Source organism: Sutcliffiella horikoshii, from assembly GCF_020524325.1.
Taxonomy (GTDB): domain Bacteria; phylum Bacillota; class Bacilli; order Bacillales; family Bacillaceae_I; genus Sutcliffiella_A; species Sutcliffiella_A horikoshii_D.
Genome location: NZ_JAIVKY010000002.1, coordinates 241,382 through 266,377, shown reverse-complemented (window position 1 = coordinate 266,377; position 24,996 = coordinate 241,382). Strand labels below are relative to the sequence as shown.

At 41.5% G+C, this 24,996-nt stretch carries 24 protein-coding genes; 21 read left to right on the top strand and 3 right to left on the bottom strand.

Translation table 11 applies throughout. The annotated features are described in order from the left end of the window. Positions 1 to 33: 33 nt before the first annotated feature. The gene (locus tag LC091_RS02610) at positions 34 to 168 is read right to left on the bottom strand and encodes a YqzM family protein (RefSeq protein ID WP_010196171.1); all 135 of its coding nucleotides are present in this window, start codon (positions 166 to 168) and stop codon (positions 34 to 36) included. Between the two features lie 322 nt (positions 169 to 490). On the opposite strand from LC091_RS02610, the gene holA reads away from it, so the two are divergent. The 3 genes from holA to LC091_RS02595 all read left to right on the top strand — a co-directional run bounded on the left by holA (position 491) and on the right by LC091_RS02595 (position 3,154). Continuing rightward, a complete protein-coding gene (gene holA, locus LC091_RS02605; RefSeq protein WP_226680149.1) occupies positions 491 to 1,516 on the top strand; it encodes a DNA polymerase III subunit delta in 1,026 nt (341 codons plus the stop codon). 424 nt (positions 1,517 to 1,940) lie between these two features. Continuing rightward, positions 1,941 to 2,246: a transposase gene (locus LC091_RS02600; protein ID WP_168862612.1), complete on the top strand. Its 306-nt coding sequence runs from the start codon at positions 1,941 to 1,943 to the stop codon at positions 2,244 to 2,246. Then, on the top strand, positions 2,243 to 3,154 hold the full coding sequence (locus tag LC091_RS02595) for an IS3 family transposase (protein ID WP_319003627.1): 912 nt from the start codon (positions 2,243 to 2,245) through the stop codon (positions 3,152 to 3,154). Before LC091_RS02600 ends, LC091_RS02595 begins: the two co-directional genes overlap by 4 nt. 325 nt (positions 3,155 to 3,479) lie before the next feature. On the opposite strand, the gene rpsT is transcribed toward LC091_RS02595, so the two are convergent. Then, positions 3,480 to 3,746, bottom strand: a complete 267-nt coding sequence (gene rpsT, locus LC091_RS02590) for a 30S ribosomal protein S20 (protein ID WP_010196181.1) — start codon at positions 3,744 to 3,746, stop codon at positions 3,480 to 3,482. Positions 3,747 to 3,966: 220 nt separating this feature from the next. On the opposite strand from rpsT, the gene gpr reads away from it, so the two are divergent. The 13 genes from gpr (at position 3,967) to deoC (ending at position 19,385) form a co-directional block, all read left to right on the top strand. Further along, entirely contained in the window at positions 3,967 to 5,187 is a 1,221-nt protein-coding gene (gpr, locus tag LC091_RS02585; RefSeq protein ID WP_226680148.1) for a GPR endopeptidase, read from the top strand. Positions 5,188 to 5,256: 69 nt separating this feature from the next. Next, on the top strand, positions 5,257 to 6,444 hold the full coding sequence (gene spoIIP, locus LC091_RS02580; protein WP_226680147.1) for a stage II sporulation protein P: 1,188 nt from the start codon (positions 5,257 to 5,259) through the stop codon (positions 6,442 to 6,444). A gap of 25 nt (positions 6,445 to 6,469) precedes the next feature. Continuing rightward, positions 6,470 to 6,820 carry a DUF3679 domain-containing protein gene (locus LC091_RS02575; RefSeq protein ID WP_226680146.1) on the top strand — a complete coding sequence of 117 codons (351 nt, stop codon included), beginning with the start codon at positions 6,470 to 6,472 and terminating at the stop codon, positions 6,818 to 6,820. Between the two features lie 316 nt (positions 6,821 to 7,136). After that, complete coding sequence (lepA, locus tag LC091_RS02570) at positions 7,137 to 8,972, top strand: translation elongation factor 4 (protein WP_226680145.1); 1,836 nt, start codon at positions 7,137 to 7,139, stop codon at positions 8,970 to 8,972. Positions 8,973 to 9,071: 99 nt separating this feature from the next. Further along, positions 9,072 to 10,211 (top strand): radical SAM family heme chaperone HemW, encoded by a 1,140-nt coding sequence (gene hemW, locus LC091_RS02565; RefSeq protein WP_226680144.1) that lies wholly within the window; start codon positions 9,072 to 9,074, stop codon positions 10,209 to 10,211. Positions 10,212 to 10,292: 81 nt separating this feature from the next. Continuing rightward, entirely contained in the window at positions 10,293 to 11,324 is a 1,032-nt protein-coding gene (hrcA, locus tag LC091_RS02560; protein WP_226680143.1) for a heat-inducible transcriptional repressor HrcA, read from the top strand. A 48-nt stretch (positions 11,325 to 11,372) separates the two neighbouring features. Continuing rightward, positions 11,373 to 11,975, top strand: coding sequence for a nucleotide exchange factor GrpE (gene grpE, locus LC091_RS02555; RefSeq protein WP_226680486.1), 603 nt, complete (start codon positions 11,373 to 11,375; stop codon positions 11,973 to 11,975). Positions 11,976 to 12,158: 183 nt separating this feature from the next. Continuing rightward, complete coding sequence (dnaK, locus tag LC091_RS02550) at positions 12,159 to 13,988, top strand: molecular chaperone DnaK (RefSeq protein WP_226680142.1); 1,830 nt, start codon at positions 12,159 to 12,161, stop codon at positions 13,986 to 13,988. Between the two features lie 317 nt (positions 13,989 to 14,305). Then, positions 14,306 to 15,433, top strand: a complete 1,128-nt coding sequence (gene dnaJ / locus LC091_RS02545) for a molecular chaperone DnaJ (RefSeq protein ID WP_226680141.1) — start codon at positions 14,306 to 14,308, stop codon at positions 15,431 to 15,433. A 45-nt stretch (positions 15,434 to 15,478) separates the two neighbouring features. Continuing rightward, positions 15,479 to 16,420, top strand: coding sequence for a 50S ribosomal protein L11 methyltransferase (prmA, locus tag LC091_RS02540; RefSeq protein WP_010196205.1), 942 nt, complete (start codon positions 15,479 to 15,481; stop codon positions 16,418 to 16,420). Positions 16,421 to 16,435: 15 nt separating this feature from the next. Then, the gene (locus tag LC091_RS02535; RefSeq protein ID WP_226680140.1) at positions 16,436 to 17,188 is read left to right on the top strand and encodes a 16S rRNA (uracil(1498)-N(3))-methyltransferase; all 753 of its coding nucleotides are present in this window, start codon (positions 16,436 to 16,438) and stop codon (positions 17,186 to 17,188) included. 10 nt (positions 17,189 to 17,198) lie between these two features. After that, on the top strand, positions 17,199 to 18,563 hold the full coding sequence (mtaB, locus tag LC091_RS02530) for a tRNA (N(6)-L-threonylcarbamoyladenosine(37)-C(2))-methylthiotransferase MtaB (protein WP_226680139.1): 1,365 nt from the start codon (positions 17,199 to 17,201) through the stop codon (positions 18,561 to 18,563). A 150-nt stretch (positions 18,564 to 18,713) separates the two neighbouring features. Further along, positions 18,714 to 19,385, top strand: coding sequence for a deoxyribose-phosphate aldolase (gene deoC / locus LC091_RS02525; protein WP_148987651.1), 672 nt, complete (start codon positions 18,714 to 18,716; stop codon positions 19,383 to 19,385). Between the two features lie 661 nt (positions 19,386 to 20,046). Here deoC and LC091_RS02520 read toward each other — a convergent pair. Next, the gene (locus LC091_RS02520; protein ID WP_226680138.1) at positions 20,047 to 20,973 is read right to left on the bottom strand and encodes a Na/Pi symporter; all 927 of its coding nucleotides are present in this window, start codon (positions 20,971 to 20,973) and stop codon (positions 20,047 to 20,049) included. A gap of 68 nt (positions 20,974 to 21,041) precedes the next feature. Between LC091_RS02520 and LC091_RS02515 the strand changes: the two genes are divergently transcribed. From LC091_RS02515 to floA, 5 genes are all read left to right on the top strand, one after another. Then, positions 21,042 to 21,605, top strand: a complete 564-nt coding sequence (locus LC091_RS02515) for a flavin reductase family protein (RefSeq protein WP_226680137.1) — start codon at positions 21,042 to 21,044, stop codon at positions 21,603 to 21,605. A 156-nt stretch (positions 21,606 to 21,761) separates the two neighbouring features. Further along, a complete protein-coding gene (rpsU, locus tag LC091_RS02510) occupies positions 21,762 to 21,935 on the top strand; it encodes a 30S ribosomal protein S21 (protein ID WP_010196218.1) in 174 nt (57 codons plus the stop codon). A gap of 15 nt (positions 21,936 to 21,950) precedes the next feature. Further along, entirely contained in the window at positions 21,951 to 22,394 is a 444-nt protein-coding gene (locus LC091_RS02505) for a GatB/YqeY domain-containing protein (protein WP_226680136.1), read from the top strand. 215 nt (positions 22,395 to 22,609) lie between these two features. Next, on the top strand, positions 22,610 to 23,947 hold the full coding sequence (locus LC091_RS02500) for an NfeD family protein (RefSeq protein WP_404819647.1): 1,338 nt from the start codon (positions 22,610 to 22,612) through the stop codon (positions 23,945 to 23,947). 20 nt (positions 23,948 to 23,967) lie between these two features. Next, positions 23,968 to 24,957, top strand: coding sequence for a flotillin-like protein FloA (gene floA, locus LC091_RS02495; protein WP_226680135.1), 990 nt, complete (start codon positions 23,968 to 23,970; stop codon positions 24,955 to 24,957). Positions 24,958 to 24,996: the final 39 nt, after the last annotated feature.

Below are 24,996 nucleotides of genomic sequence, written 5' to 3'. Positions count from 1 at the left end.
AGAATCACGACGGTATGTATCATTATGCCGTCATTAAGATCCTAGGTACTGAATCAATGTTGCCATTGCAAAGATTGTTGCGAAAAAACCGAAGGATACGATAAAACCGACACCAGAATCTACTGCATCGTTTCGTTTACTTTGGACGCTTTTCTCAAATTCGTTCATAAGTATCCCTCCTATCACACATTAGTATAAGCTATACAGCAAAAAAAATCCACCAGTCATTTTTGCTTTTCCTCCATTGACAAGAGTTGTCACAAATAGTTCAGAAATTCGAGGAGAACATAGTATTACACCCAAACGGGGCAATCGTTGACGGGCGAGTTACCTGGGGCTTGCATCGTTAACGTTTATATAAAATGGAGATTAGTTCTTTGTAGGTGAGAACTAGTCTCCTTTGCATTTTGGTACTGTTTTGATGCTTGTCAATGTACATAATTGTCATGTACGATAAGGGAGAACAGAAACAGATGACGGGAGCAAAAAAATGGGAATCGAAGCATTGAAAAAAATTAAGGCTAAACACTTTGCGCCAATATACTTATTATTGGGAACGGAAACATTTCTAATGAAAGAAATTAGAAATTCTATCATAGAACATGCACTCAATGAAGAGGAGCATGATTTCAATCTTTCTTTTTATGATATGGAAGAACAACCAGTGGATGTAGCCATTGAAGACGCAGAAACATTGCCCTTTATGGGAGAAAGAAGAGTGGTGGTGTTATCAAATCCATTCTTTCTGACTGCAGAAAAAAGTAAAAGTAAAGTCGAACATAATACAGACCGATTTCTTTCTTACATACAAGAAGCAGCACCATATACCATATTTGTCATTCAGGCATCATATGAAAAACTGGATGAGCGGAAAAAAATAGTCAAACAGTTAAAAAAACAAGCTGAGGTTATTGAAGTTCAGCCATTGGGTGAGCGAGATCTTAAAATGTGGATGAAGGAAAAAGCAATGCAAAACGGAGCCGATCTAAGTGATGCGGCTGCGGAAGAACTGCTGAAGATCGCAGGTGTCAACCTGTCCGTACTTTCACAGGAAATCAATAAAATGGCGATGTATATTGGCGTTTCGGAACCTGAGATTTCCGTTGATACTGTGAAGCTGTTGGCAGCGAAGTCCATTGAACATTCGGTTTTCGAGCTGATTGAGAAAATGGTACATAGGCGAGTGGACGAAGCATTGGAGCTGTTTTATGATTTGGTACGAAACAATGAAGAGCCAATCAAATTACACGCGTTGATTGCAAATCAGTTCCGGCTGTTGTATCAGGTGAAAGATTTGAGTGAGCAAGGATATAGCCAGCAGAAGATGGCAGGTGTTTTGAGGGTGCATCCTTACCGTGTAAAATTAGCGTCCCAACAAGGCAAGTATTTTGAACGAGCGGAACTAATGAAAATGGTGGACGACCTGGCTGAGGCTGATTATTTGATGAAGAGCGGGAAAATAGATAAACAGCTGGCGATGGAAATGCTGCTGATTAAACTTGCCCCGGTGAAATGAATGAACAAGGACTAAAAAACAAAAGTGAGATAACTAGCCGCCGAACATATGAAGTTCGGTGGTTTTTTGGTGTTTGGTGGTATTTTGTAGTGTGGAAATCTGGATATCGGAATATGAAGTTGAAAACGTTGGTTTATTAAAAAAAGAGTGGTTTTTTGGTCATTTTTGAACTTCTGGAAAAGCAATCGGACAACTCTTTATATGGTTCGGACAACTAACTAGCTATTTCTGAGGGGGTTCGGACATTTTTACCACCGGGTTTGGTCAAAAATTTTGTTGGTTCGGCCATTTGAAAAATTGGTTCGGTCAAAAAGCCTGAAACTTCGGTCAACTTTGCAAAATCTTTGGAGGTAGTATGGAAAGTGGACACAGGGATTGGCGTCATGTTTTAATCAAAACTAACAGATAAAAGGACGTGTTAAACATGACGAAAAAGAAAAGCTACTCTCCAGAGTTTAGGGAATATGTGGTGAAACAAATCGTATTGGATGGACATAAGATTGTTGACGTTAGTCAAAAACTAGATATCCCCTATGATACATTACAAAAGTGGGTATATCGTTTTAAGAAAAGACAGAAAGAAGCTGCTCAACAAGCTCAAAATCAATTATTAACAGCATCTGAATACAAGGAAATGTATGAAGCTGAAAAGAGAACTAAGCTTGAATTACAGGAAGAGATAGATATCTTAAAAAAGGCTATGCACATCTTCACGCAAGAAAAGAAGTGATCTTCGAATTCATTCATTCCCACCGGAATGAACACACCGTGGTGTTGATGTGTAGAGTTCTTGGTGTGTCTACATCTGGCTATTATTTATATGTGAAGCGATTGGATCGTGAGGAAACGGAAAGAGAACAATGGAGAAAGTACGTGGATGAACGTATTCTCTTTCATTTCGCTGATAACCACGAAACATATGGTAGTGTGAGAATTCACCGTAAGTTAGTGAAAGAAGATAAAATAAATGTTTCTTCTAAAACGGTTGCCAATCGCATGAGAGTGTTAGGTTTGTTTGCCACACCGCCTAAAATATATACCGTCACAACAGATTCTAATCATTCTAATCGCACGTATAACAATAACTTGAACCGTCAGTTTAACCCAGATGCCCCTAACAAAGTTTGGGTGACGGATATCACATATATCCCTACTCATGAAGGTTTCTTATACTTTAATCCAATCCTGGATTTGTTCGGCAGGAAGGTCATTAGTTATGCCATAGACGACAAAATGGACCGTTCCTTGCCTCTTCGAGCTTTAAAAGAAGCCATCAAGCTGCGTCAACCGAAAGAAGGTTGGATACATCATTCGGATAAAGGAACTCAGTACTGTTCCAAAGACTATATTGATGAGCTTAAAGAAGCACAAGCGAAAATTAGTATGAGTAGGAAAGCCACTCCCTATGACAATGCCTGTGCGGAGTCGTTTTTTGCATCCTTGAAGAAGGAGTATCTGAATAAATTTGTGTTTAGGACAAAGGCAGAAGCAATGGGAGCAGTGCAACTTTACGTTGAGTTTTACAATAGAAAGAGGATGCATTCCACATTAGAATACGCCACACCCAATGAGTACGAATTGGCATACTTCAAGGCGCAAAAAGAAGACGCCAATAAATCTCATTTAACCTCTGCTTAAAGGATCAATTTGATTTTTAATTGATCCTTTAAGTAGAGGCGTGCAAGCGAAGTGGAACACGTAGCGCGGAAGAAAAAATACGCCAATCCAGTACAGATTAATGTCTATTTTATTGACAGAACTCCATCTTCGGACAACTTAGCGAAATCTTCGGTCAAAAACCAAAAACCTTCGGACAATTAAACTCTTCACTCCATATCACCACCTAAAAATGCAGAAAACCGCAGTATCATAAGGTATTCGACATAAATCAAAAAAATCCTTTGGGGGTCTGACCCCCAAAGGACAAAAAATAAAAAAACGACCCGTCCGGATCGCCCTTTTATTATGCAGTAGCTCCGTTTACTTTTTTCGCTAGGCGAGATTTTTGACGGTTTGCTGCATTTTTGTGGATGATACCGTTTTGCGCAGCTTTGTCTAAACGTTTAGCAGCTTCTAGGTAAGCAGTTTTTGCACCTTCAACATCGTTGTTAGCAACAAAAGCTTCTACTTTCTTCACAGCAGTACGCATAGAAGACTTGATAGTAGCGTTATGAGCACGACGTACATCGTTAGTTTTTACACGTTTGATAGCAGATTTAATGTTTGGCATATCTTTCACCTCCATACAATTCAACGATCGAGAATATATAAACTCGACATTTCTATACTTATGAGAACAAGTGATATTTTATCAAATCCAACATGATTATGCAATAGGGAGTCAAGGGAATTTTCTTGAATGTTAATTCCGCGGGTTTTCCTATGCATGAAAAACGATCGGTAGGTCAAAATAAAACTAAAATTTGGCAATGCTGGAGGCGTGTATAGAGATGAATCAACCAAAACCACAACAACCGTTGGATTTAAGTAAATATGAAGTAAGAACCGATTTGGCGGTGGAAGCAAATCAGATGGCGATTGAAAAACAAAATCGTCAAAATGAAGCGAATCAGAATGCTCAAAATCAAACAAAAGCAAACAACCAAACTAACCCCAACAATCAAACAAATGAAAACAACCAAACATCAGCACAACCCGTTTCCGCAATTGAAGGCGTAGTGGTAAAGGAACGGCAAACAGACGGAATCAATATTACTACCGTTACCATCTCTGACAAAGGGGCAGAAATGACTGGCAAGAAACCGGGAAACTACCTCACCCTTGAAACAGTGGGGATACGCCAGAAGGACAGTGATCTTCAAAAGAAAGTGGAAGAAGTATTTGCAAAAGAATTTAGTGCATTTTTAAATTCGCTTAATATCTCCAAGGATGCAAGCTGCTTAGTAGTGGGACTTGGAAATACCAATGTTACGCCTGATGCACTTGGTCCTTTAGTTTGTGAAAACCTATTAATAACTAGACATCTTTTCAAGCTCCAGCCAGAGTCGGTACAAGACGGATTTAGGCCGGTAAGTGCGATCATTCCGGGTGTTATGGGAATTACTGGAATCGAAACAAGTGACATCATTGTAGGGGTAGTAGAGAAAACCAAACCTGACTTTGTCATTGCGATTGATGCATTGGCAGCAAGGTCAATTGAGCGAGTAAATGCGACCATCCAGATTTCCGATTCAGGAATACATCCAGGATCAGGGGTTGGCAACAAGCGTAAAGAGCTTAGTTTGGAAACGCTCGGAATTCCGGTCATTGCCATCGGTATTCCAACGGTGGTAGATGCAGTTTCAATGGCTAGTGATACGATTGATTTCATCTTGAAGCATTTTGGTAAAGAGATGAAAGAAGGAGACAGTCCTTCCAGATCACTTGCTCCTGCTGGGATGACGTTTGGGGAAAAACGGACGCTTACCGAAGAAGACCTGCCTGGGGAAGAGCACCGCAAAAACTTCCTAGGAATCGTGGGGACACTTGAAGAAGAGGAAAAGCGTAGATTAATCCATGAAGTACTCTCTCCGCTTGGTCATAATCTGATGGTAACACCAAAAGAAGTGGATGACTTTATAGAAGATATGGCAAATGTCGTGGCAGAAGGTTTGAATGCAGCGCTGCATTATCATGTCAACCAGGATAATGTAGACGCCTATACTCATTAAGCGTCATAGTTCTACTTTTCACCCTTTCTCATATATATAGTAGCAACAAGTATGTGAAAGGGTGAGAAAATGAAGGGCTACCGCTCCTCACGCATCGTAATATTAAATGGGACAAGCTTAAAAAAATCAGTCGTAGCAGTGATCTTAGGATTTATTCTCGTCTTTGCGGTATCCGGTGTCATGACCTCTCTAAAACCAGAATATCGAGTCAGCTCAAGCTCCATCCATGAGTTCTCCAAACGTTTCTCAGGGGAGTCGCTGTTACATATATTCGGTTATACCAATGCTTATTTTACACAAGGACTTTCAAGTGAGGCAAAGGCGCCGAACTATGCTTCCGCTTTGTTTGAATTGACAACAAGTATCAACCTTGATGATCCGCGCAGCCTGATTCGAAATGAAATCCCGGGTTTTGCTCATTATGACGGAGAAATTCTTGTAGCAGGATCTGGAGTCAATTATACAGATATGCCAGTGGAATCTTCGCCTCCGATGGAAGTGTTGTTAGAAGAGAGACAAGCTTCCATTATTGAAGTAGAGGAGGAAGAAGGGGACAATGCACCTCCGCCTGCCCAGACAACGGGAGATAAGCGAACCGTATTTATCTATCATTCTCACTCGAGGGAATCCTTTTTGCCATATTTAGAAGGTGTGACAAGCCCGAATGCTGCAAGTCACCCTGAAGTCAACGTAACGAGGCTTGGTAAAAAGCTTCAGGAAGAATTAATTCAACGCGGAATCGGCACCGATATAGATACTACTGATACGGCTTTAGCGTTAAAGAATAGAGGTTGGGTGTATGGCCAATCTTATGATGTGACACGACCGATTGTGGAAGAGGCCATGGCAGGCAACCAAGACCTGAATTACCTGATCGATATTCATCGAGATTCTGGTAGAAGGAAAAGTACCACAATGGATATTAACGGCGTCCCGCATGCGCGTTTGTATTTTGTAATCGGAAAGAAAAATCAAAACTATGAAAAGAACCAATATTTAGCTGAGCAAATCCACAATAAATTAGAGAAGCTGCACCCTGGCTTAAGTAAAGGTATATTTGTCCCACCTGCTGTCGAAACTCGTAATGGCATCTATAATCAAGACCTTTCCCCTAATTCTATGTTGATAGAGGTTGGGGGAGTAGATAATACGTTTGAAGAGATGAACCGTACCCTTGAAATCTTTGCAGATGTTTTTGGTGAAATCTACTGGCAGGCTGAAAAGGTAGATGGGGAGCCTGAAGGGGACGCCCAATAATAAATAGACAGGAGCTGAAAGTGCGATGAAGAGGTTTATGGTAAAGTGTTTATTCATTTCCCTGGTATTATTTCTTGGAGTGCTTTTGGGAATGCAACAGGCCAATGATGGAATGCGGAAAATGAAGGGGTATGATGATCCCGCCTTTCAAGAACAAGCATTTCATGTAGCGGAAACGGCAGAAGGCTATAATGGAACCATCTTGGGTCGCCAACTGGATTCCCAAGATATGAAAGAGAAACAAGAAAAACTAGAAGGCATTAAAGCCTACAATGTTTTCTCATCTGCAGGGAAAAAACTGGCAGACGGAGTTTCTGGCTTAATGAGTGGACTCTTCAACAAAGTTCAAGACACCGTAGAGGAGAAAACTGGGTGATTTTAGAGTTCTAAAGCTGTTGATTGGAGCAAAGGGCGGAGACTCCTGAGGGAGATAGCACTAGGTGGAGACCCCGCAGGCTTGCCGAGGAGGCTCCAGCAGTGCCCCTAGGAAAGCGAAGCCATTTGCGCAAATCAACAGCGGTGTTGTATGAAAAAAAGAAGCTTCCACCATTAGGAGTCCTCAAATATCCTAGGTGGAAGCTTCTTTTTATCTGTGAAAACCCAAACCCTTCAAATATCATTGAATCTTCTTGTCCGTATTGATATAATCAGAAATAGTGTACGTTGCCGAAAGTGTAGGAGTGAAACAGATAATGAACAGAGAAGAACGGTTAAAACGACAATCAAAGATAAGAAACTTTTCCATCATCGCCCATATTGACCATGGGAAATCAACATTAGCAGACCGTATTTTAGAAAAAACGTCTGCATTGACTCAAAGGGAAATGAAGAATCAATTGCTTGATTCCATGGACCTTGAACGTGAACGCGGGATTACGATTAAATTGAATGCCGTTCAATTACGATATAAAGCAAATGATGGTGAAGAATATATTTTCCATCTTATTGATACGCCTGGACACGTCGATTTTACATATGAGGTTTCCAGAAGTTTGGCTGCATGTGAAGGAGCGGTTCTTGTCGTGGATGCGGCACAAGGAATTGAAGCGCAGACATTAGCAAATGTGTATTTGGCACTTGATAATGAACTCGAAATCATGCCTGTTATCAACAAAATTGACCTTCCTAGTGCCGAGCCTGAGAGGGTTCGTCAAGAAATAGAGGATGTAATAGGACTTGATGCATCGGATGCAGTATTGGCAAGTGCCAAGGCTGGTATTGGTATCAGTGAAATCCTTGAACAAGTAGTGGAGAAAATCCCTGCCCCTCAAGGCGACCCAGACGCACCTTTAAAAGCACTTATTTTCGATAGCTTATTCGATCCATACCGCGGAGTTGTAGCATATATCCGTATCGTGGAAGGGACAGTCAAAGTTGGAGATAAGATTCGTATGATGGCTACAGGTAAAGAGTTTGAGGTGAATGAAGTAGGTGTATTCACACCAAAACCTGTTCAACTTAAAGAGCTGACAGTCGGGGATGTTGGTTTCCTGTCTGCATCCATCAAAAATGTTGGAGACACTCGTGTTGGTGATACGATCACACATGCGAAAAATAGAGCTGTGGAACCTCTTCCTGGTTACCGCAAACTCAACCCGATGGTATTCTGTGGACTATATCCAATCGACTCAGCAAAATTCAATGATTTGCGTGAAGCCCTTGAAAAGCTTGAACTTAACGACTCAGCGCTTCAATATGAGCCGGAAACGTCACAAGCATTAGGCTTTGGTTTCCGTTGTGGTTTTCTAGGATTGCTTCATATGGAAATCATCCAAGAGCGTATTGAGCGTGAATTCAATATTGATTTGATTACAACAGCACCTTCCGTTATCTATCATGTACATTTGACTGATGGGGAGGAATTGCGTGTGGACAACCCGTCTAACATGCCAGATCCTCAGACAATCGATCGTGTAGAAGAGCCTTATGTAAAAGCTACGATCATGGTGCCGAATGATTATGTTGGAGCAGTTATGGAACTGTGCCAGGAGAAGCGCGGAAACTTTATTGATATGCAGTATCTTGATGATATTCGCGTGAGCGTTATTTATGAAATTCCATTAGCGGAAATTGTTTATGATTTCTTCGATGCATTGAAATCCAATACAAAAGGTTATGCATCATTTGATTATGAACTAATTGGTTACAAACCTTCACACCTTGTTAAAATGGACATCCTGCTTAACGCTGAGAAAGTCGATGCCCTTTCCTTTATCGTTCACCGCGATTCTGCTTATGAGCGTGGAAAAATCATTGTGGAAAAACTAAAGGAACTTATTCCAAGACAGCAATTCGAAGTACCAATCCAAGCGACAATTGGTCAGAAAGTTGTTGCAAGGTCAAACATTAAAGCGATGCGTAAAAACGTTCTTGCAAAATGTTACGGAGGAGATATCTCTCGTAAACGTAAGCTTTTAGATAAGCAAAAAGAAGGTAAAAAACGCATGAAGCAAGTTGGTTCTGTAGAAGTACCGCAAGAAGCATTTATGGCTGTCTTGAAAATGGATGACAACGCCAACAAAAAATAATAAGAAAAATACCGCAGCTCATTCTGCGGTATTTTTTCATACATGCGCCACATGTGTTATGCTAAAAGGTACGAAGTAAACAAACGAAAGTGTGATCTTATGATTAAATCAGCCTATATCCATATCCCATTTTGTGAACACATTTGTCACTATTGTGATTTCAACAAAGTATTCCTAAAAAACCAACCAGTTGATGAATACTTGGCATATATGGAAACAGAAATGAAGAATACGTTAGAAAAACACCCTGCTACAGCTCTTCAAACCATTTTTGTTGGCGGGGGAACGCCTACTGCATTAAATGAAAAGCAACTAGCCTACTTGCTAGATTCAGTTCAGAGGCATTTTCCGGTTAAACCAGAAATGGAGTACACATTTGAAGCCAATCCTGGTGACCTTTCACTCGAAAAACTTCGCCTACTAAAAGAAGGCGGGGTCAACAGGCTTAGTTTTGGTGTGCAAAGCTTTAATGATGACCTTTTGAAAAGAATTGGTAGGTCTCATAGAAAAGCAGATGTCTTTAAGTCCCTCGAACATGCGAGAGAAGCTGGATTTGAAAACATCAGCATCGATTTAATTTATAGCCTTCCAGATCAAACAGTGGCTGACTTCAAGGACACCTTGCACACAGCTTTTTCCTTAGAGATGGAACACTATTCTGCCTATTCCTTAATTATTGAACCAAAAACGGTTTTTTATAATCTCATGAACAAAGGTAAGCTCCCTTTACCGACTCAAGAAGAAGAAGCGGAAATGTATGAGGTGTTATTGGATGAGATGGCGAAAAACGGCTATCAGCAATACGAAATATCCAACTTTGCAAAAACGGGCTTTGAAAGCAAACATAATCTTACGTATTGGGACAATGAGTCCTATTATGGCATCGGAGCGGGGGCACACGGATATCTAGATGGTGTGCGAATTGCTAACCACGGGCCGTTGAAAAAGTATATGGACGCAATAGAAGAAACGATGTTTCCTTATAAAGAAGAACATACGGTAACGAAGACAGAAAAAATGGAAGAAGAAATGTTCCTAGGGCTTAGAAAAAATCAGGGAGTCTCTTGCTCAACATTTTATAGAAAGTTTCAAGAAAATCTGCTGACCATCTTCCAAGCTCCAATTGCTGAAAATCTTGAAAAAGGTCTTCTAGAACATGATAACGATCATATTCGTCTGACGAGAAAAGGAAAATTTCTTGGTAATGAAGTTTTTCAAGCTTTTATTGGTGCGATCTGATTGACATGTGAATAGGTATTTGGTAATTTATTTATAGAATTAGCACTCGATGAATAGGAGTGCTAACAGAGGTGATGCTGAGTGCTTACAGAACGACAGTTGTTAGTCTTGCAAGTTATAATTGACGACTTTATCCGATCTGCACAACCTGTTGGCTCCAGAACGCTCTCGAAGAAAGATGAAATTTCGTTCAGTTCAGCCACTATCCGAAATGAGATGGCAGATTTGGAGGATTTAGGATTTATTGAAAAGACACATACTTCCTCAGGAAGAGTTCCGTCAGAAAAAGGGTATCGCTATTATGTCGATCACCTGCTTTCTCCCGAAAGGCTGACAAAGAGGGATGTTTTTGAAATTAAATCCATCTTTCGCGAGCAAATATATGAATTAGAGAAAACTGTTCAAAAATCAGCGCAAATTCTTTCTGATTTGACTAAATACACATCCATTGTCCTTGGACCTGGTGTAAGGGATCATAGGCTTAAAAACCTGCAAATCATCCCGATAAATGCGGAACAGGCAGTTGCCATCATTGTAACGGATACCGGCCATGTGGAAAACCGAATGTTTTCTTTTCCTGCCACCATGGACTCATCTGATATACAAAAAATGGTCAACATCTTAAATGAACGTTTAGTCGGAGTGCCCCTCTCAGAGCTTATCAATAAGCTTTACAAAGAAGTGGCAACTCTGTTAAGGTCTCATATTGGGAACTACGAAAATATACTGCAATCCTTGAGTTCTACTCTCTATATGGAGGAAAAGGATAAAGTGTTTTTTGGTGGCAAGACGAACATGCTTGCCCAACCCGAATTCAATGATATCAACAAGATTCGTTCATTGATGTTACTAATAGACCAAGGCAAGGACCTGTCTCAGCATATTCGTGCTAAAGAAGCTGGCATCCATATAAAGATAGGTAGTGAAAATAACATTCCTGGTATGGAGGGCTGCAGTATTATTTCAGCAAGTTATTCCATCGGACCAGAACAGCTTGGAACCATCGCATTGCTCGGTCCAACCAGAATGGAATATTCCCGTGTCGTCAGTCTCTTGCAACTTGTCAGTTCCGACCTTTCACAGGCGGTCAATAAACTGTATCAAAAAGACTGAGCATGGAAATATTGTTAGGGGATGGAGTTCTTGCTCCGTCCTATCACCATGCAAAAACATCATGTTTTTTACACTTTAAGGGAGGTGAAACCATTGGTAAACGAGAACAACGAACAAGCAACAGTTGAAAATGAAGAAGTATCAACAGAGGAAACAGAAGAAACGACGGAAACAGTTGAAGAAGTAGAAGTTTCTGCAGAACAACAAAAAATTTCTAAATTAGAAGCTAAGCTTGAGGAGTCGGAAAACCGCCTACTTCGCTTACAAGCGGATTTTGATAACTACCGTCGTCGTGTGAGACTTGACCAAGAGGCTGCACAGAAATACCGTGCACAAAATCTTGTTACAGATATACTTCCTGCTCTTGATAACTTTGAGCGTGCGCTTAAAGTAGAATCAGAGGATGAGAAAATCAAAACATTTTTACAAGGCATGGAAATGGTGCACCGTCAATTAGTGGAAGCACTTAAATCAGAAGGATTAGAATCCATCGAAGCAGTTGGACAGTCATTCGATCCACACCTACACCAAGCAGTCATGCAGGTGGAAGAGGGAGATGCAGAATCCAACACCGTTTTGGAAGAGTTCCAAAAAGGGTATAAGCTAAAAGACCGCGTCATCCGACCATCTATGGTAAAAGTAAAGCAATAACTTGTTGATTGTAGTGGAAGGCACGAAACTCCTGCGGGGGAGTAGCGACAATGTTGAGACCCCGCAGCGGAGCGAGGAGGCTCAAGGTCGCCCCGCGGAAAGTGCCTGCAACGGAAATCAACTGTGAATGTAATATATAAAAAACTACATATTAATGTAAGTTGCAATAGGAGGAAAAACAAAATGAGTAAAATCATCGGTATTGACTTAGGTACAACAAACTCATGTGTAGCTGTGCTTGAAGGCGGCGAACCAAAAGTAATCCCTAACCCAGAAGGTAACAGAACAACTCCATCTGTTGTTGCTTTCAAAAACGGCGAGCGCCAAGTGGGAGAAGTGGCAAAACGCCAATCCATCACAAACCCTAACACTATCATGTCTGTTAAGCGTCACATGGGTACAGACTACAAAGTAGAAGTGGAAGGAAAAGAATACTCTCCACAAGAAGTTTCTGCCATCATCCTTCAACACTTAAAAGGTTATGCAGAAGAATATCTTGGAGAAACAGTTACAAAAGCTGTTATCACCGTTCCTGCATACTTCAATGATGCTGAGCGTCAAGCAACAAAAGATGCTGGTAAAATTGCTGGCCTTGAAGTAGAGCGTATTATCAACGAGCCAACTGCTGCAGCTTTAGCATACGGTCTTGATAAAATGGACGAAGATCAAACGATCCTTGTTTATGACCTTGGTGGCGGAACGTTTGACGTTTCTGTACTAGAGCTTGGAGATGGCGTATTCGAAGTACGTTCTACAGCTGGTGACAACCGTCTTGGTGGAGATGACTTTGACCAAGTGATCATTGACTACCTTGTAGCGGAATTCAAAAAAGAGAACGGCATTGATCTTTCTAAAGATAAAATGGCATTACAACGCTTGAAAGATGCAGCAGAAAAAGCGAAAAAAGACCTTTCTGGTGTAACAAACACTCAAATTTCTCTACCATTCATCACAGCTGGAGAAGCTGGACCACTTCACTTAGAAGTAAGCATGTCTCGTGCGAAATTTGATGATCTTACTGCTGGACTTGTAGAACGTACTATGGGACCTGTTCGTCAAGCATTGCAAGATGCAGGAATCTCTGCTTCAGAACTTGACAAAGTTATCCTTGTAGGTGGATCTACTCGTATTCCTGCCGTACAAGATGCGATCAAAAAAGAAACTGGTAAAGACCCACACAAAGGGGTTAACCCGGATGAAGTAGTTGCTCTAGGTGCAGCAATCCAAGGTGGAGTTTTAACAGGTGACGTGAAAGACGTAGTACTTCTTGACGTAACACCACTTTCTTTAGGAATTGAAACAATGGGCAGCGTGTTCACAAAGCTTATTGAAAGAAACACCACGATTCCTACAAGTAAGTCTCAAGTGTTCTCAACAGCTGCTGACAACCAAACAGCGGTAGACATTCACGTTCTTCAAGGTGAGCGTCCAATGGCAAGCGACAACAAAACATTAGGTCGTTTCCAATTGACGGATATCCCGCCAGCACCACGTGGCGTGCCACAAATTGAGGTATCTTTTGACATCGACAAAAACGGTATCGTAAACGTTCGTGCGAAAGACCTTGGAACAAACAAAGAGCAAGCAATCACAATCAAATCTTCTTCTGGTCTATCCGAGGACGAAATCAACCGCATGGTTCAAGAAGCGGAAGAGAATGCGGATGCTGACAAAAAGCGTAAAGAAGAAGTAGAATTACGCAACGAAGCAGATCAGCTTGTATTCACAACTGAAAAAACACTTAAAGAAGTAGAAGGTAAAGTGGAAGAAGCAGAAGTGAAAAAAGCAGAAGACGCTAAAGAAGAATTAAAAGCTGCGATCGAAAAAGGCGACCTTGAAGAAATTCGCACGAAGAAGGATGCTCTTCAAGAAATCGTTCAACAAATCTCCATGAAGCTATACGAGCAAGCTGCACAAGCACAACAAGCGGCTCAAGGAGCAGAAGGCGCTGCGAACAACGACGACAACGTAGTCGACGCAGAATACGAAGAAGTAAACGACGATAAAAAGTAAGATAAAGTCCTAGGGCTTTTCTGATAAAGATAAAAAGAAAGTCGAAGCCATGGCTTTGGCTTTCTTTTTATGTAATGGGATAACCCCTTGTTGCCTGTAGTGCAAGATGTGAGACTCCTGAGGGAGATAGCGGTAGCTTGAGACCCCGCAACGAAGTGAGGAGGCTCAAGCACCGCCCCTAGGAAAGCGAACATCTGGAACGAAAGGCAACAAGGAGAACAACCAGACAGAGGGTAAGAGCCATAACTTTTATTGCTTTTTCCCTCTTTCAGGTGATACAATAACCTTTATGTGAATGAAACGGGAGTGGGTATTTAATGAGTAAACGCGATTACTATGAAGTGCTTGGCGTCAGTAAAAGCGCGTCGAAAGATGAAATAAAGAAAGCTTACAGAAAGCTATCCAAACAATACCATCCGGACATCAATAAAGCAGACGATGCAGCGGACAAATTTAAAGAAATCAAAGAAGCTTACGAAGTACTAAGTGACGACCAAAAGAAAGCGCACTATGACCAATTTGGACATACTGATCCTAACCAAGGATTCGGAGGCGGTGGTGGATTTGACGGCGGCTTCGGCTTTGAAGATATCTTTGAAACATTTTTCGGCGGTCAAGGCGGCGGACGTAGACGTCGTGATCCAAACGCTCCAAGACAAGGGGCAGATCTTCAATATACAATGACGCTTTCTTTTGAAGAAGCAGCATTCGGAAAAGAAACAACCATTGAAATCCCTGTGGAAGAAACATGTGATACATGTTCAGGAACAGGCGCTAAACCTGGTACAAAAGTGGAAACATGTTCTCAATGTCGTGGAACTGGACAAGAGAGCGTAGAACAGAACACGCCATTCGGTCGAATTGTTAACAGAAGAACCTGTTCGAAATGTAACGGCTCCGGGAAATCCATCCCTAACAAATGTACAACATGTCATGGTGCGGGCCGTGTGAAAAAACGCAATACCATTAAAGTCAACATACCTGCTGGTGTGGACGAAGGACAACAATTGCGCGTAGCAGGTAAAGGGGAAGCTGGAGTGAACGGCGGACCTGCTGGAGACTTATATGTAGTATTCCATGTACGCAGACACGAATTCTTCGAGCGTGACGGCGATGATGTATACTGCGAAATGCCGATTACATTTGCACAAGCAGCACTTGGGGATGAAGTAGAAGTTCCAACGCTGCATGGTAAAGTGAAGCTAAAAGTACCGGCTGGAACACAAACTGGCACTAACTTCCGCTTAAAAGGAAAGGGAATTGCCAATGTTCGTGGTTATGGTCAAGGGGATCAACACATCAAGATCAGAGTGATCACCCCTACAAAACTTTCAGAAAAACAGAAACAATTAATCCGTGAATTTGCAGAAACTAGCGGGCAAGCTCCGGACGAACAAGAAGATAGCTTTTTCTCAAAAGTGAAACGTGTCCTAAAAGGTGAATAAAAAGTATCAATAGCTTTCAGTAAGCTAGGATTGGAGTTGGTATGTATGAAATGGTCAGAAATTAGTATCCATACAACAAATGAGGCGGTGGAACCAATATCCCATATTCTTCATGAGGCAGGCGCTAGTGGAGTGGTTATAGAGGATCCATTCGAACTTACTAAGGAAAGAGAAGATCAATTCGGAGAGATATACCAACTCAATCCAGATGATTACCCAGAAGAAGGCGTTGTAATGAAAGCTTACCTTCCTGTGAACAGCTTTTTAGGGGAAACAGTGGAAGGTATAAAGGATGCAATCAATAATCTTTTGGTCTATGATATCGACCTAGGGTTGAACAACATCTCCATCAGTGAAGTGAACGAAGAAGAATGGGCAACTGCATGGAAAAAATATTACAACCCTGTGAAAATTTCTGAGAAGTTCACAATCGTTCCAACTTGGGAAACGTATGAACCAGTTAGCTCCGATGAAAAGATTATTGAACTTGACCCGGGAATGGCATTCGGTACAGGTACCCATCCAACAACAGTGCTTTGTATTCAAGCAATTGAAAGAACGGTCAAGCCTCAAGATAAAGTCATTGATGTAGGTACAGGTTCTGGAGTTTTAAGTATTGCAGCAGCCATGCTAGATGCAAAGGAAGTACTTGCTCTGGATTTGGATGATGTAGCAGTGGAGTCTGCTAAACTTAATATCAAACTCAACAAAGTACATCCAACAGTGACGGTGAAACAGAACAACTTGCTTAAAAATGTAGAAGGCCCAGTTGACGTGGTGGTTGCCAATATTTTGGCAGAAGTTATCGTCCGTTTTACCGATGATGTGTATCGCGTGTTGGAAAACGGAGGGACATTCATTTCTTCTGGAATCATCAGCATGAAAAAACAAGAAGTAAAAGACGCCCTCATCAAATCAGGTTTCAAGATTGAAGAAACGATGATGATGGAAGACTGGGTAGCATTTATCGCCAAAAAAGAAGAATAAGCGAGGTTGAAGATCGTGCAACGTTATTTTGTTAACTCCAATCAAATAGATGAATCATCCATCACCATAACAGGTGAAGATGTTCATCATATCACACGGGTTATGAGGATGAACGAGGACGATCAACTCCTATGCAGCTGTTCGGAAACTAGGCAAACAGCTCTTTGCAAAATTGCTGAAATTACCAATGATATGGTAGTAACAGATATTGTAGAATGGATAAAGGCTGAAACGGAAATTCCGGTTCGTGTTACGATTGCGAACGGGTTGCCTAAAGGGGATAAATTGGAGTTAGTAATACAAAAGGGAACAGAACTCGGAGCAGAGTCGTTTATCCCTTTTAATGCTGCTCGTTCGATTGTAAAGTGGGACGAAAAGAAGGGCCGAAAGAAAGTAGAACGTTGGAATAAGATTGCCAAGGAAGCAGCGGAGCAGTCTCATCGTTCGATGGTGCCAGTAGTAGAGGAACCTGCTACACTAGCCAAACTTATAGAGAAGAGCAAAGACTATACCTATAAAATTGTCGCCTATGAAGAGAGTGCAAAGGATGGGGAAAGTTCTGCATTTGCAAACACCCTAAAAAGCATGAAGCAAGGGGAATCGATTCTTTGTGTGTTCGGTCCTGAAGGAGGCCTCACCGAAAAAGAGGTCGATAAATTGGTGGAACATGGCTTTGTTCCTTGCGCGCTTGGGCCAAGAATATTAAGAACGGAAACGGCACCGCTTTATGTGCTTGCCGCGATTTCGTATCATTTTGAATTAATGTGAGGTGGAAAACATGCCAACTGTTGCCTTTCACACACTAGGGTGTAAAGTGAACCATTATGAAACAGAAGCGATCTGGCAGCTTTTCAAAGCAAATAATTATGAACGTACAGAATTCGAAGGTACGGCAGATGTGTATGTCATCAATACCTGTACCGTTACAAATACAGGAGATAAAAAGAGTCGTCAGGTGATCCGTCGTGCGATCCGTAAAAATCCTGACGCTGTTATTTGTGTAACTGGATGTTACGCACAAACTTCTCCTGCAGAAATCATGGCGATTCCTGGAGTCGATGTAGTTGTAGGAACACAGGACCGCGTGAAAATGCTTGAGTATATCGAGCAGTTCAAACAAGAGCGCCAACCAATTAATGGCGTAGGAAACATCATGAAGGCTCGTGTCTATGAAGAGTTGGACGTACCGGCATTTACGGACCGCACACGTGCTTCCTTAAAGATTCAGGAAGGTTGCAATAATTTCTGTACTTTCTGTATCATCCCTTGGGCTCGAGGACTAATGCGTTCCCGTGATCCGCAAGAAGTTGTCACACAAGCACAACAATTAGTTGATGCAGGATATAAAGAAATTGTGTTGACTGGAATTCACACCGGCGGTTATGGCGAAGACATGAAGGATTACAACTTTGCCATGCTTCTTCGTGAATTGGATGAAAAAGTAAAAGGCTTAAAGCGTATCCGTATCTCCTCCATTGAAGCGAGCCAAATCACGGATGAGGTTATTGAAGTACTGAACAATTCCGATAAAATTGTCCGTCATTTGCATATTCCAATCCAATCCGCTTCCAACACTGTTTTGAAAAGAATGCGTCGTAAATATACGATGGAATTCTTCGCAGAGCGTTTGGACCGATTGAAAGAAGCTTTACCTGGACTTGCGATTACTTCTGATGTCATCGTTGGATTCCCTGGTGAAACAGAAGAAGAGTTCTTGGAAACTTACAACTTCATAAAAGAACATAAATTTTCCGAGCTGCATGTATTCCCTTATTCCAAGCGTACAGGAACACCAGCTGCAAGAATGACGGACCAAGTGGATGAAGAAGTGAAAAATGAACGAGTTCATCGCCTAATTGCACTTTCTGATCAACTGGCAAAAGAATATGCTTCCACTTTTGAAGACGAAGTGTTAGAAGTCATCCCAGAAGAAATCTACAAAGAAGCACCAGACCAAGGCTTATATGTAGGCTACACAGACAACTATCTAAAAGTTGTTTTCCCTGCAACGGAAGAAATGGTCGGAAAGCTTGTTAAAGTAAAAATTACTAAAGCTGGATATCCTTTCAACGATGGGCAATTCGTTCGCGTTCTTGAAGATGCGCCACGACTTGAAGAAGAGAATATTCGTTTAAGTTCATAAGAATTAGTAGAGAGTGATTCCATAATTATGGAGTCACTTTTTTGTTGTGAAGAAAAAGTTACAGGCAATACTAACATGGTACTCGCCAAAATAATGAAATCATGTTATGATGTGAGAGGTCAGACCTCTTAATTCGAAAGGAGTATTAACATGCATACAAACATTGGAGAAATGATTGATCATACATTATTGAAAGCCGATACAAAAAAAGAACAAGTAGAAGTACTATGCCAAGAAGCGAGAGAATATAACTTTGCGTCTGTGTGTGTTAACCCGACTTGGGTAAAAACATCTGCAGAGCTTTTAGAAGGTAGCAATGTAAAAGTTTGTACAGTAATTGGTTTCCCTCTGGGAGCAAACACTCCTGAAGTAAAAGCATTCGAAACGACTAATGCGATTGAGAACGGTGCCACTGAAGTGGACATGGTTATCAACATTAGCGCACTTAAAGACGGTGACGATGAGCTAGTAGAAAGAGACATTCGTGCAGTTGTAGACGCCGCAAAAGGTCGCGCTTTAACTAAAGTCATCATCGAAACTTGCCTGTTAACTAACGAAGAAAAAGTAAGAGCATGCCAGTTGGCTGTAAAAGCTGGAGCTGACTATGTGAAAACTTCTACTGGTTTCTCAACAGGTGGAGCAACTGTTGCAGACATCGCTCTAATGAGACAAACCGTAGGACCTGAAATTGGAGTAAAAGCTTCCGGTGGAGTTCGTGATGCAAAAGGTGCGGAAGAAATGATCGCAGCTGGAGCGACACGTATCGGAGCAAGCTCTGGTATCGCTATTGTTAAAGGATTAACTGCTGATACGGATTACTAGGATATGCGAAAAGTACTCTCTTAAGCAATTTATGCTTGAGGGAGTGCTTTTTTTTGTTCTAGTGTGGGCAGAAGGTTGACATTGTATTGGGGAAGACTATCAAAAAGGGAATAAAAGGATTCTATATGCCCGAACACAGAACCGTTTTGCCTTAAAAGTCGTATAGGACGGCTCTATATGCCCGAACGCGGAGCAAATTCTGGGAAACGGTCGTATAGGACGGCTCTATACGCCCGAACAGGAAGCGAAAAATTGCAAACGGTCTTATAGAACGGTTCTATAAACCCGAATAGGTCACCAACTCTGGAAAATAGTCGTATAGAAGGAAAAAATAGGAAATTTAACGCCTGAACAGGCAGCAAATCTCATCAAACGGAAGTAGAGAGCGCTTCTCAACGCCTGAACAGCAAGCAAATCTCATCAAACGGTCATAGAGAGAGCCTTTCAACGCCCGACCCGGCAACAAGTCTGATCAAACGGTAGTAGAAAACGCCTCTCAACGCCCGACCCGGCAACAAGTCTGATCAAACGGAAGTAGAGAACGCCTCTCAACGCCCGAACAGCAAGCAAACCTAATCAAACGGTCGAAGATGACCCTCCCCGCTTGCTCCGGCAGGAAACCACCGGACCACAAGACCCACCAGTCTCCTCAACAACGCTATCACCCATGCAACCTCTCCACAAACCTTGCAAAAGGCCGCACAAACGGCAACGCCAAAGCGGAACTTATTACATTGAAAATCAAACTCGAATGAGCAAGCTGTACATCAGCACTGGAAGCGAGCAACTCTACAAACCCGCCCAGCCAAGGAATCAAAGGGAAAAACACCGCAACCCCAATCACATTCAACCATATATGCGCATACGCGGTTAACTTAGCCTCGCGAATCGAACCAATACTAGCTAAATACGCAGTCACACAAGTTCCGATATTAGCCCCAAGCATAATCGCAATCCCTGCAGGAAGAGATAACAAATCATTATTTAAGAAGCTCATGCTGATACCTGTAGTGGCGGAGCTCGATTGGATGATTGCTGTAAGTAGCGTTCCGATACCTACCCCAAATAGATGGTGATCATTGGTCATCGCAAGCATATCCTGAACAGATGGAAATCCTGCCAAAGGTATAGCGAGGGACTCAAATCCATTCATAGCGACAAACAAACAGCCAAGCCCGAACAAGCTAGAACCAAAACTGAAGGGCAATTTCTTTTTAGAAAACAAAAAAATAAATCCGATAATGAGCATGGGGAAAATAAGCTGTGAAATATCTATAGTTATGAGCTCTGTAATAAAAGTAGATCCGATATTGCTGCCGAGCATAATGCCGATGGACTGATAAAAGGTTAGGTAGCCTGCAGCTACCAGACCGACAGTAATAACCATGACAGCAGAACTGCTCTGCAATAGTCCAGTGATGAATATTCCAATCAACAGGCCTTTCCAGGGCATATCTGTGAACTTGGTGAGATATCCTTTAGTTCTCTCTTCGGACAATTGAAGGAGCCCTGATCTCATAACGGTCATTCCAATTAAAAAAATCGCTAAGTAAACAGCCATTAACGTTATAATAGAAAACAAGCCCATCACCTCTATCACAATATATGCTGGTGGTGGACAAGAATGACTAGAAAAGAAGAGGGGAGATTACATACATGAGGGAATGGACAACAAATACTGTTATGCATAGCTACCCAGGCATGGTGGCTTTAGTCACAGCAAAATGGAATGGAGAACAAAATATAATGGCTGCAGGTTGGCATAGTTACATTTCATATGAACCGCCTATTTATGGAGTGGCCATTGCAAAAGAAAGATATACACATCACTTAATACAACACTCCAAAGAGTTCGCGATAAACTTTGTGCCGGAAAAGTTTGCGCATTACATACAGCAGTCCGGCATGCTAACAGGAAAAGAGCATAATAAATTCGAAGAACTAAATATAGAATTCGAACAAGGGAAAACAGTTTCGGCGCCTATTTTAAAAGAAGCCTACATTGCCTATGAATGCAAATTGATGGATCAGCAGACATATGGAGATCATGACTGGTTTGTAGGGGAGATGACCGGATTTTACAAGGATAAAGGATTATTTGCGGAAAATGGGCTGCCTGACTGGGATAAACTTTCGATCCCCCTATATCTAGGAAGATCTCAATACATGTTGGCAGGCAAGGATTCTAAGGTGATAAACCTATATCGGAATAATAGTTAATGAAGATTGTTTTAAAGCATTTCCTTATAATTGTTGACCAGCTATAGTGAATATATTATAATTGGTAAGTACATGTTCTATACATGCTTTTTTGCATTTATGGGATCATGTTTTTTCTGAAAATGTTAGTGGTTGTTCTGGAGGGAGGGAATTAGAATGTCAAAAACAGTTGTTCGTAAAAACGAATCGCTTGAAGATGCTCTTCGCCGTTTCAAACGTTCAGTTTCAAAGACTGGAACGTTGCAAGAAGCAAGAAAGCGTGAATTCTATGAAAAACCAAGCGTAAGACGCAAGAAAAAGTCTGAAGCTGCTAGAAAGCGTAAATTTTAACAAGAGGGTGTAAGAATGAGTCTTCTCGAGCGTTTAAATACCGATATTAAGCAAGCTATGAAGGATAAGGACAAAGAGAAGCTTTCCGTACTCCGAATGGTTAAGTCTTCGATTCAGAACGAATCGATCAAGCACGGCAGAGACTTATCCGAGGAGGAAGAACTTACCGTATTGTCTCGTGAATTAAAGCAACGTAAAGACTCCCTCCAAGAATTTGATAAAGCCGGTCGTGAAGACTTGGTTCATAAATTACAGGGTGAAATTGCAATAGTTGAACATTATATGCCTGAGCAGTTATCAGAAGACGAAGTATCAGCAATTGTCCAACAAACAATTGCTGATGTGAATGCTACTTCGAAAGCTGACATGGGCAAAGTAATGGGAGCACTTATGCCTAAAGTTAAAGGCAAAGCGGACGGTAGCCTTGTTAACAAACTTGTACAACAACATCTTTCATAAAAACCCAAAATAGCACCTTACTTATGTAAGGTGCTATTTTTTAAGTGAAAGCAAATCCCTTTCATTTCCTTCGTAATCATTTTGTTCACATATCCGCCACACTTTTAAGCTTACATTTAAAAAAATTCACCATAGTGAAACTTTGAGGTTTTTCGTGCGTATTACATATTGGATACGGTGATTATAAAAAATGAAAAGGTTTTGGAGAGGAGGACATGATGAAAAAAGTTCTTCGAATTAGTTATGTTACAGCGTTTATACTTGCATTTATTTTATCGGCATTACCGCTTTTACCATCACACACTAGCGGTGCCGAGAAGCTTGTTCATGTTATCCCCGTAAATGGCACGGTTGAGAAAGGTTTACTCTCTTTTGTTAACAGGTCCATTCAAACTGCTGAGGAGGATGGAGCGGACTTAATTGTCTTTGATATCCATACACCAGGTGGATTGGTGGATGCAGCCACGGAGATAGCAAATAAATTCGAAGGGACTTCTATTCCGACAGTTGCTTTTGTTAACAGTCAGGCGTTGTCTGCAGGAGCTTACTTGGCCTTGTATGCTGATGAGATCTACATGACGCCGAACGCTTCAATGGGAGCAGCGGCTGTTATCACAGGTGATGGAAGTGCGGCAGAAGATAAAGCTCAATCCTTTTGGTTAAGAGAAATGCAAAATGCAGCAGAGTCTAATGATCGTGATCCTAAATATGCGATCGGAATGGCGGATAAAGATTTAAATCTTCCTGAAGTTGAGGCACCTAAAGGTGATCTGGTTACGCTTGGAGCATCTTCGGCGCTTGAAGTAGGATATTCAGAAGGAACTGTAGCCAATCTGGAAGCTCTGTTAAGTGAATTGGGCTATGAGGATGCCGAGGTTGTTACTTCAGAAGTTACATTTGCCGAAAATGTGGCAAGGTTTTTGACTAATCCTGTTGTTGTTCCTATTCTTTTATCAATAGGTTCGCTTGGGTTAGTACTTGAGCTGTATTCTCCGGGATTTGGCATTCCTGGTGCAATGGGTATTAGTGCCTTACTGTTGTTCTTTTACGGACATATGGTGGCTGGGCTTGCCGGCATGGAAACAATCATTCTATTTGCGGTGGGAGTCGTGCTTATTGTCCTAGAGCTCTTTGTGCCGGGAGGAATACTTGGAATACTTGGCCTTGGTGCTGTAGTGACGAGTTTCTTTTTGGCAACAGATGATATTGCAGGAATGGGGTTATCCTTATTGATTGCTATGCTTGTAACGATTATTGCCATGGTATTGTTATTTACGGTATTCGGTAAGAAAATTCGATTGTTTGATCGGATTGTACTCCGTGATTCCACCAATACAGAGCAAGGATATGTTTCAAATGTATCCAGAATCGAATTGGTGGGGCAAGAAGGAATCACAATGACACCGCTGCGGCCTGCAGGAACCGCTGTTATCAACGAAGAAAGAATTGATGTTGTCACAGAGGGGAACTTTATTGGAGCAAACAAAAAAGTGAAAATTGTAAAAGCGGAAGGCTCTCGTATTGTCGTACGGGAAATCCATTCTGTTGAATAATATTTAGGAGGAATTTTATTATGGATCCAGGTACTTTAATTATTTTATTAGCAGTTGTTCTTGGGATTATCTTTTTATCTGTATTACTTACATTTGTACCAGTTATGCTGTGGATTTCCGCATTGGCAGCTGGGGTTAGAGTAAGTATTTTCACGCTTGTAGGGATGAGATTAAGACGTGTTATTCCTAGTCGAGTAATCAATCCGTTAATTAAAGCGCATAAAGCAGGTTTAGCGGTTACAACAAACCAATTAGAGAGTCACTACTTAGCTGGTGGTAATGTGGACCGCGTAGTAAACGCACTTATTGCGGCACAACGTGCAAACATCGAATTGACTTTCGAACGTGCGGCAGCGATTGATTTAGCAGGCCGTGATGTATTAGAAGCAGTGCAAATGTCCGTTAACCCTAAAGTTATTGAGACACCTTTCATTGCCGGTGTAGCGATGGATGGAATTGAAGTAAAAGCAAAAGCTCGTATTACGGTTCGTGCCAATATTGAACGCCTTGTCGGTGGTGCTGGTGAGGAAACGGTTATCGCGCGTGTAGGTGAAGGTATTGTAAGTACAATCGGTTCTGCTACAGACCATAAGAAAGTCCTTGAAAATCCTGACATGATTTCTCAAACAGTCCTATCCAAAGGTTTGGATGCAGGTACTGCGTTCGAAATCTTATCTATTGATATTGCCGACATTGATATCGGGAAAAATATTGGTGCGGAACTACAAACGGACCAAGCGGAAGCAGATAAGAAGATTGCACAAGCAAAAGCAGAAGAACGTCGTGCAATGGCTGTTGCGCAAGAACAAGAAATGCGCGCTCGCGTAGAAGAAATGCGTGCAAAAGTTGTGGAAGCAGAAGCAGAAGTACCACTTGCGATGGCAGAAGCTTTACGTTCTGGTAACATCGGAGTAATGGATTATATGAACATCAAAAATATTACAGCTGATACGGATATGAGAGATTCTATCGGCAAACTGACAGATCAGCCAGAAGACGGTGAAAAATAAGCAAGAATAAACGAAGCAGGAGAAGAATGAACTATTCTC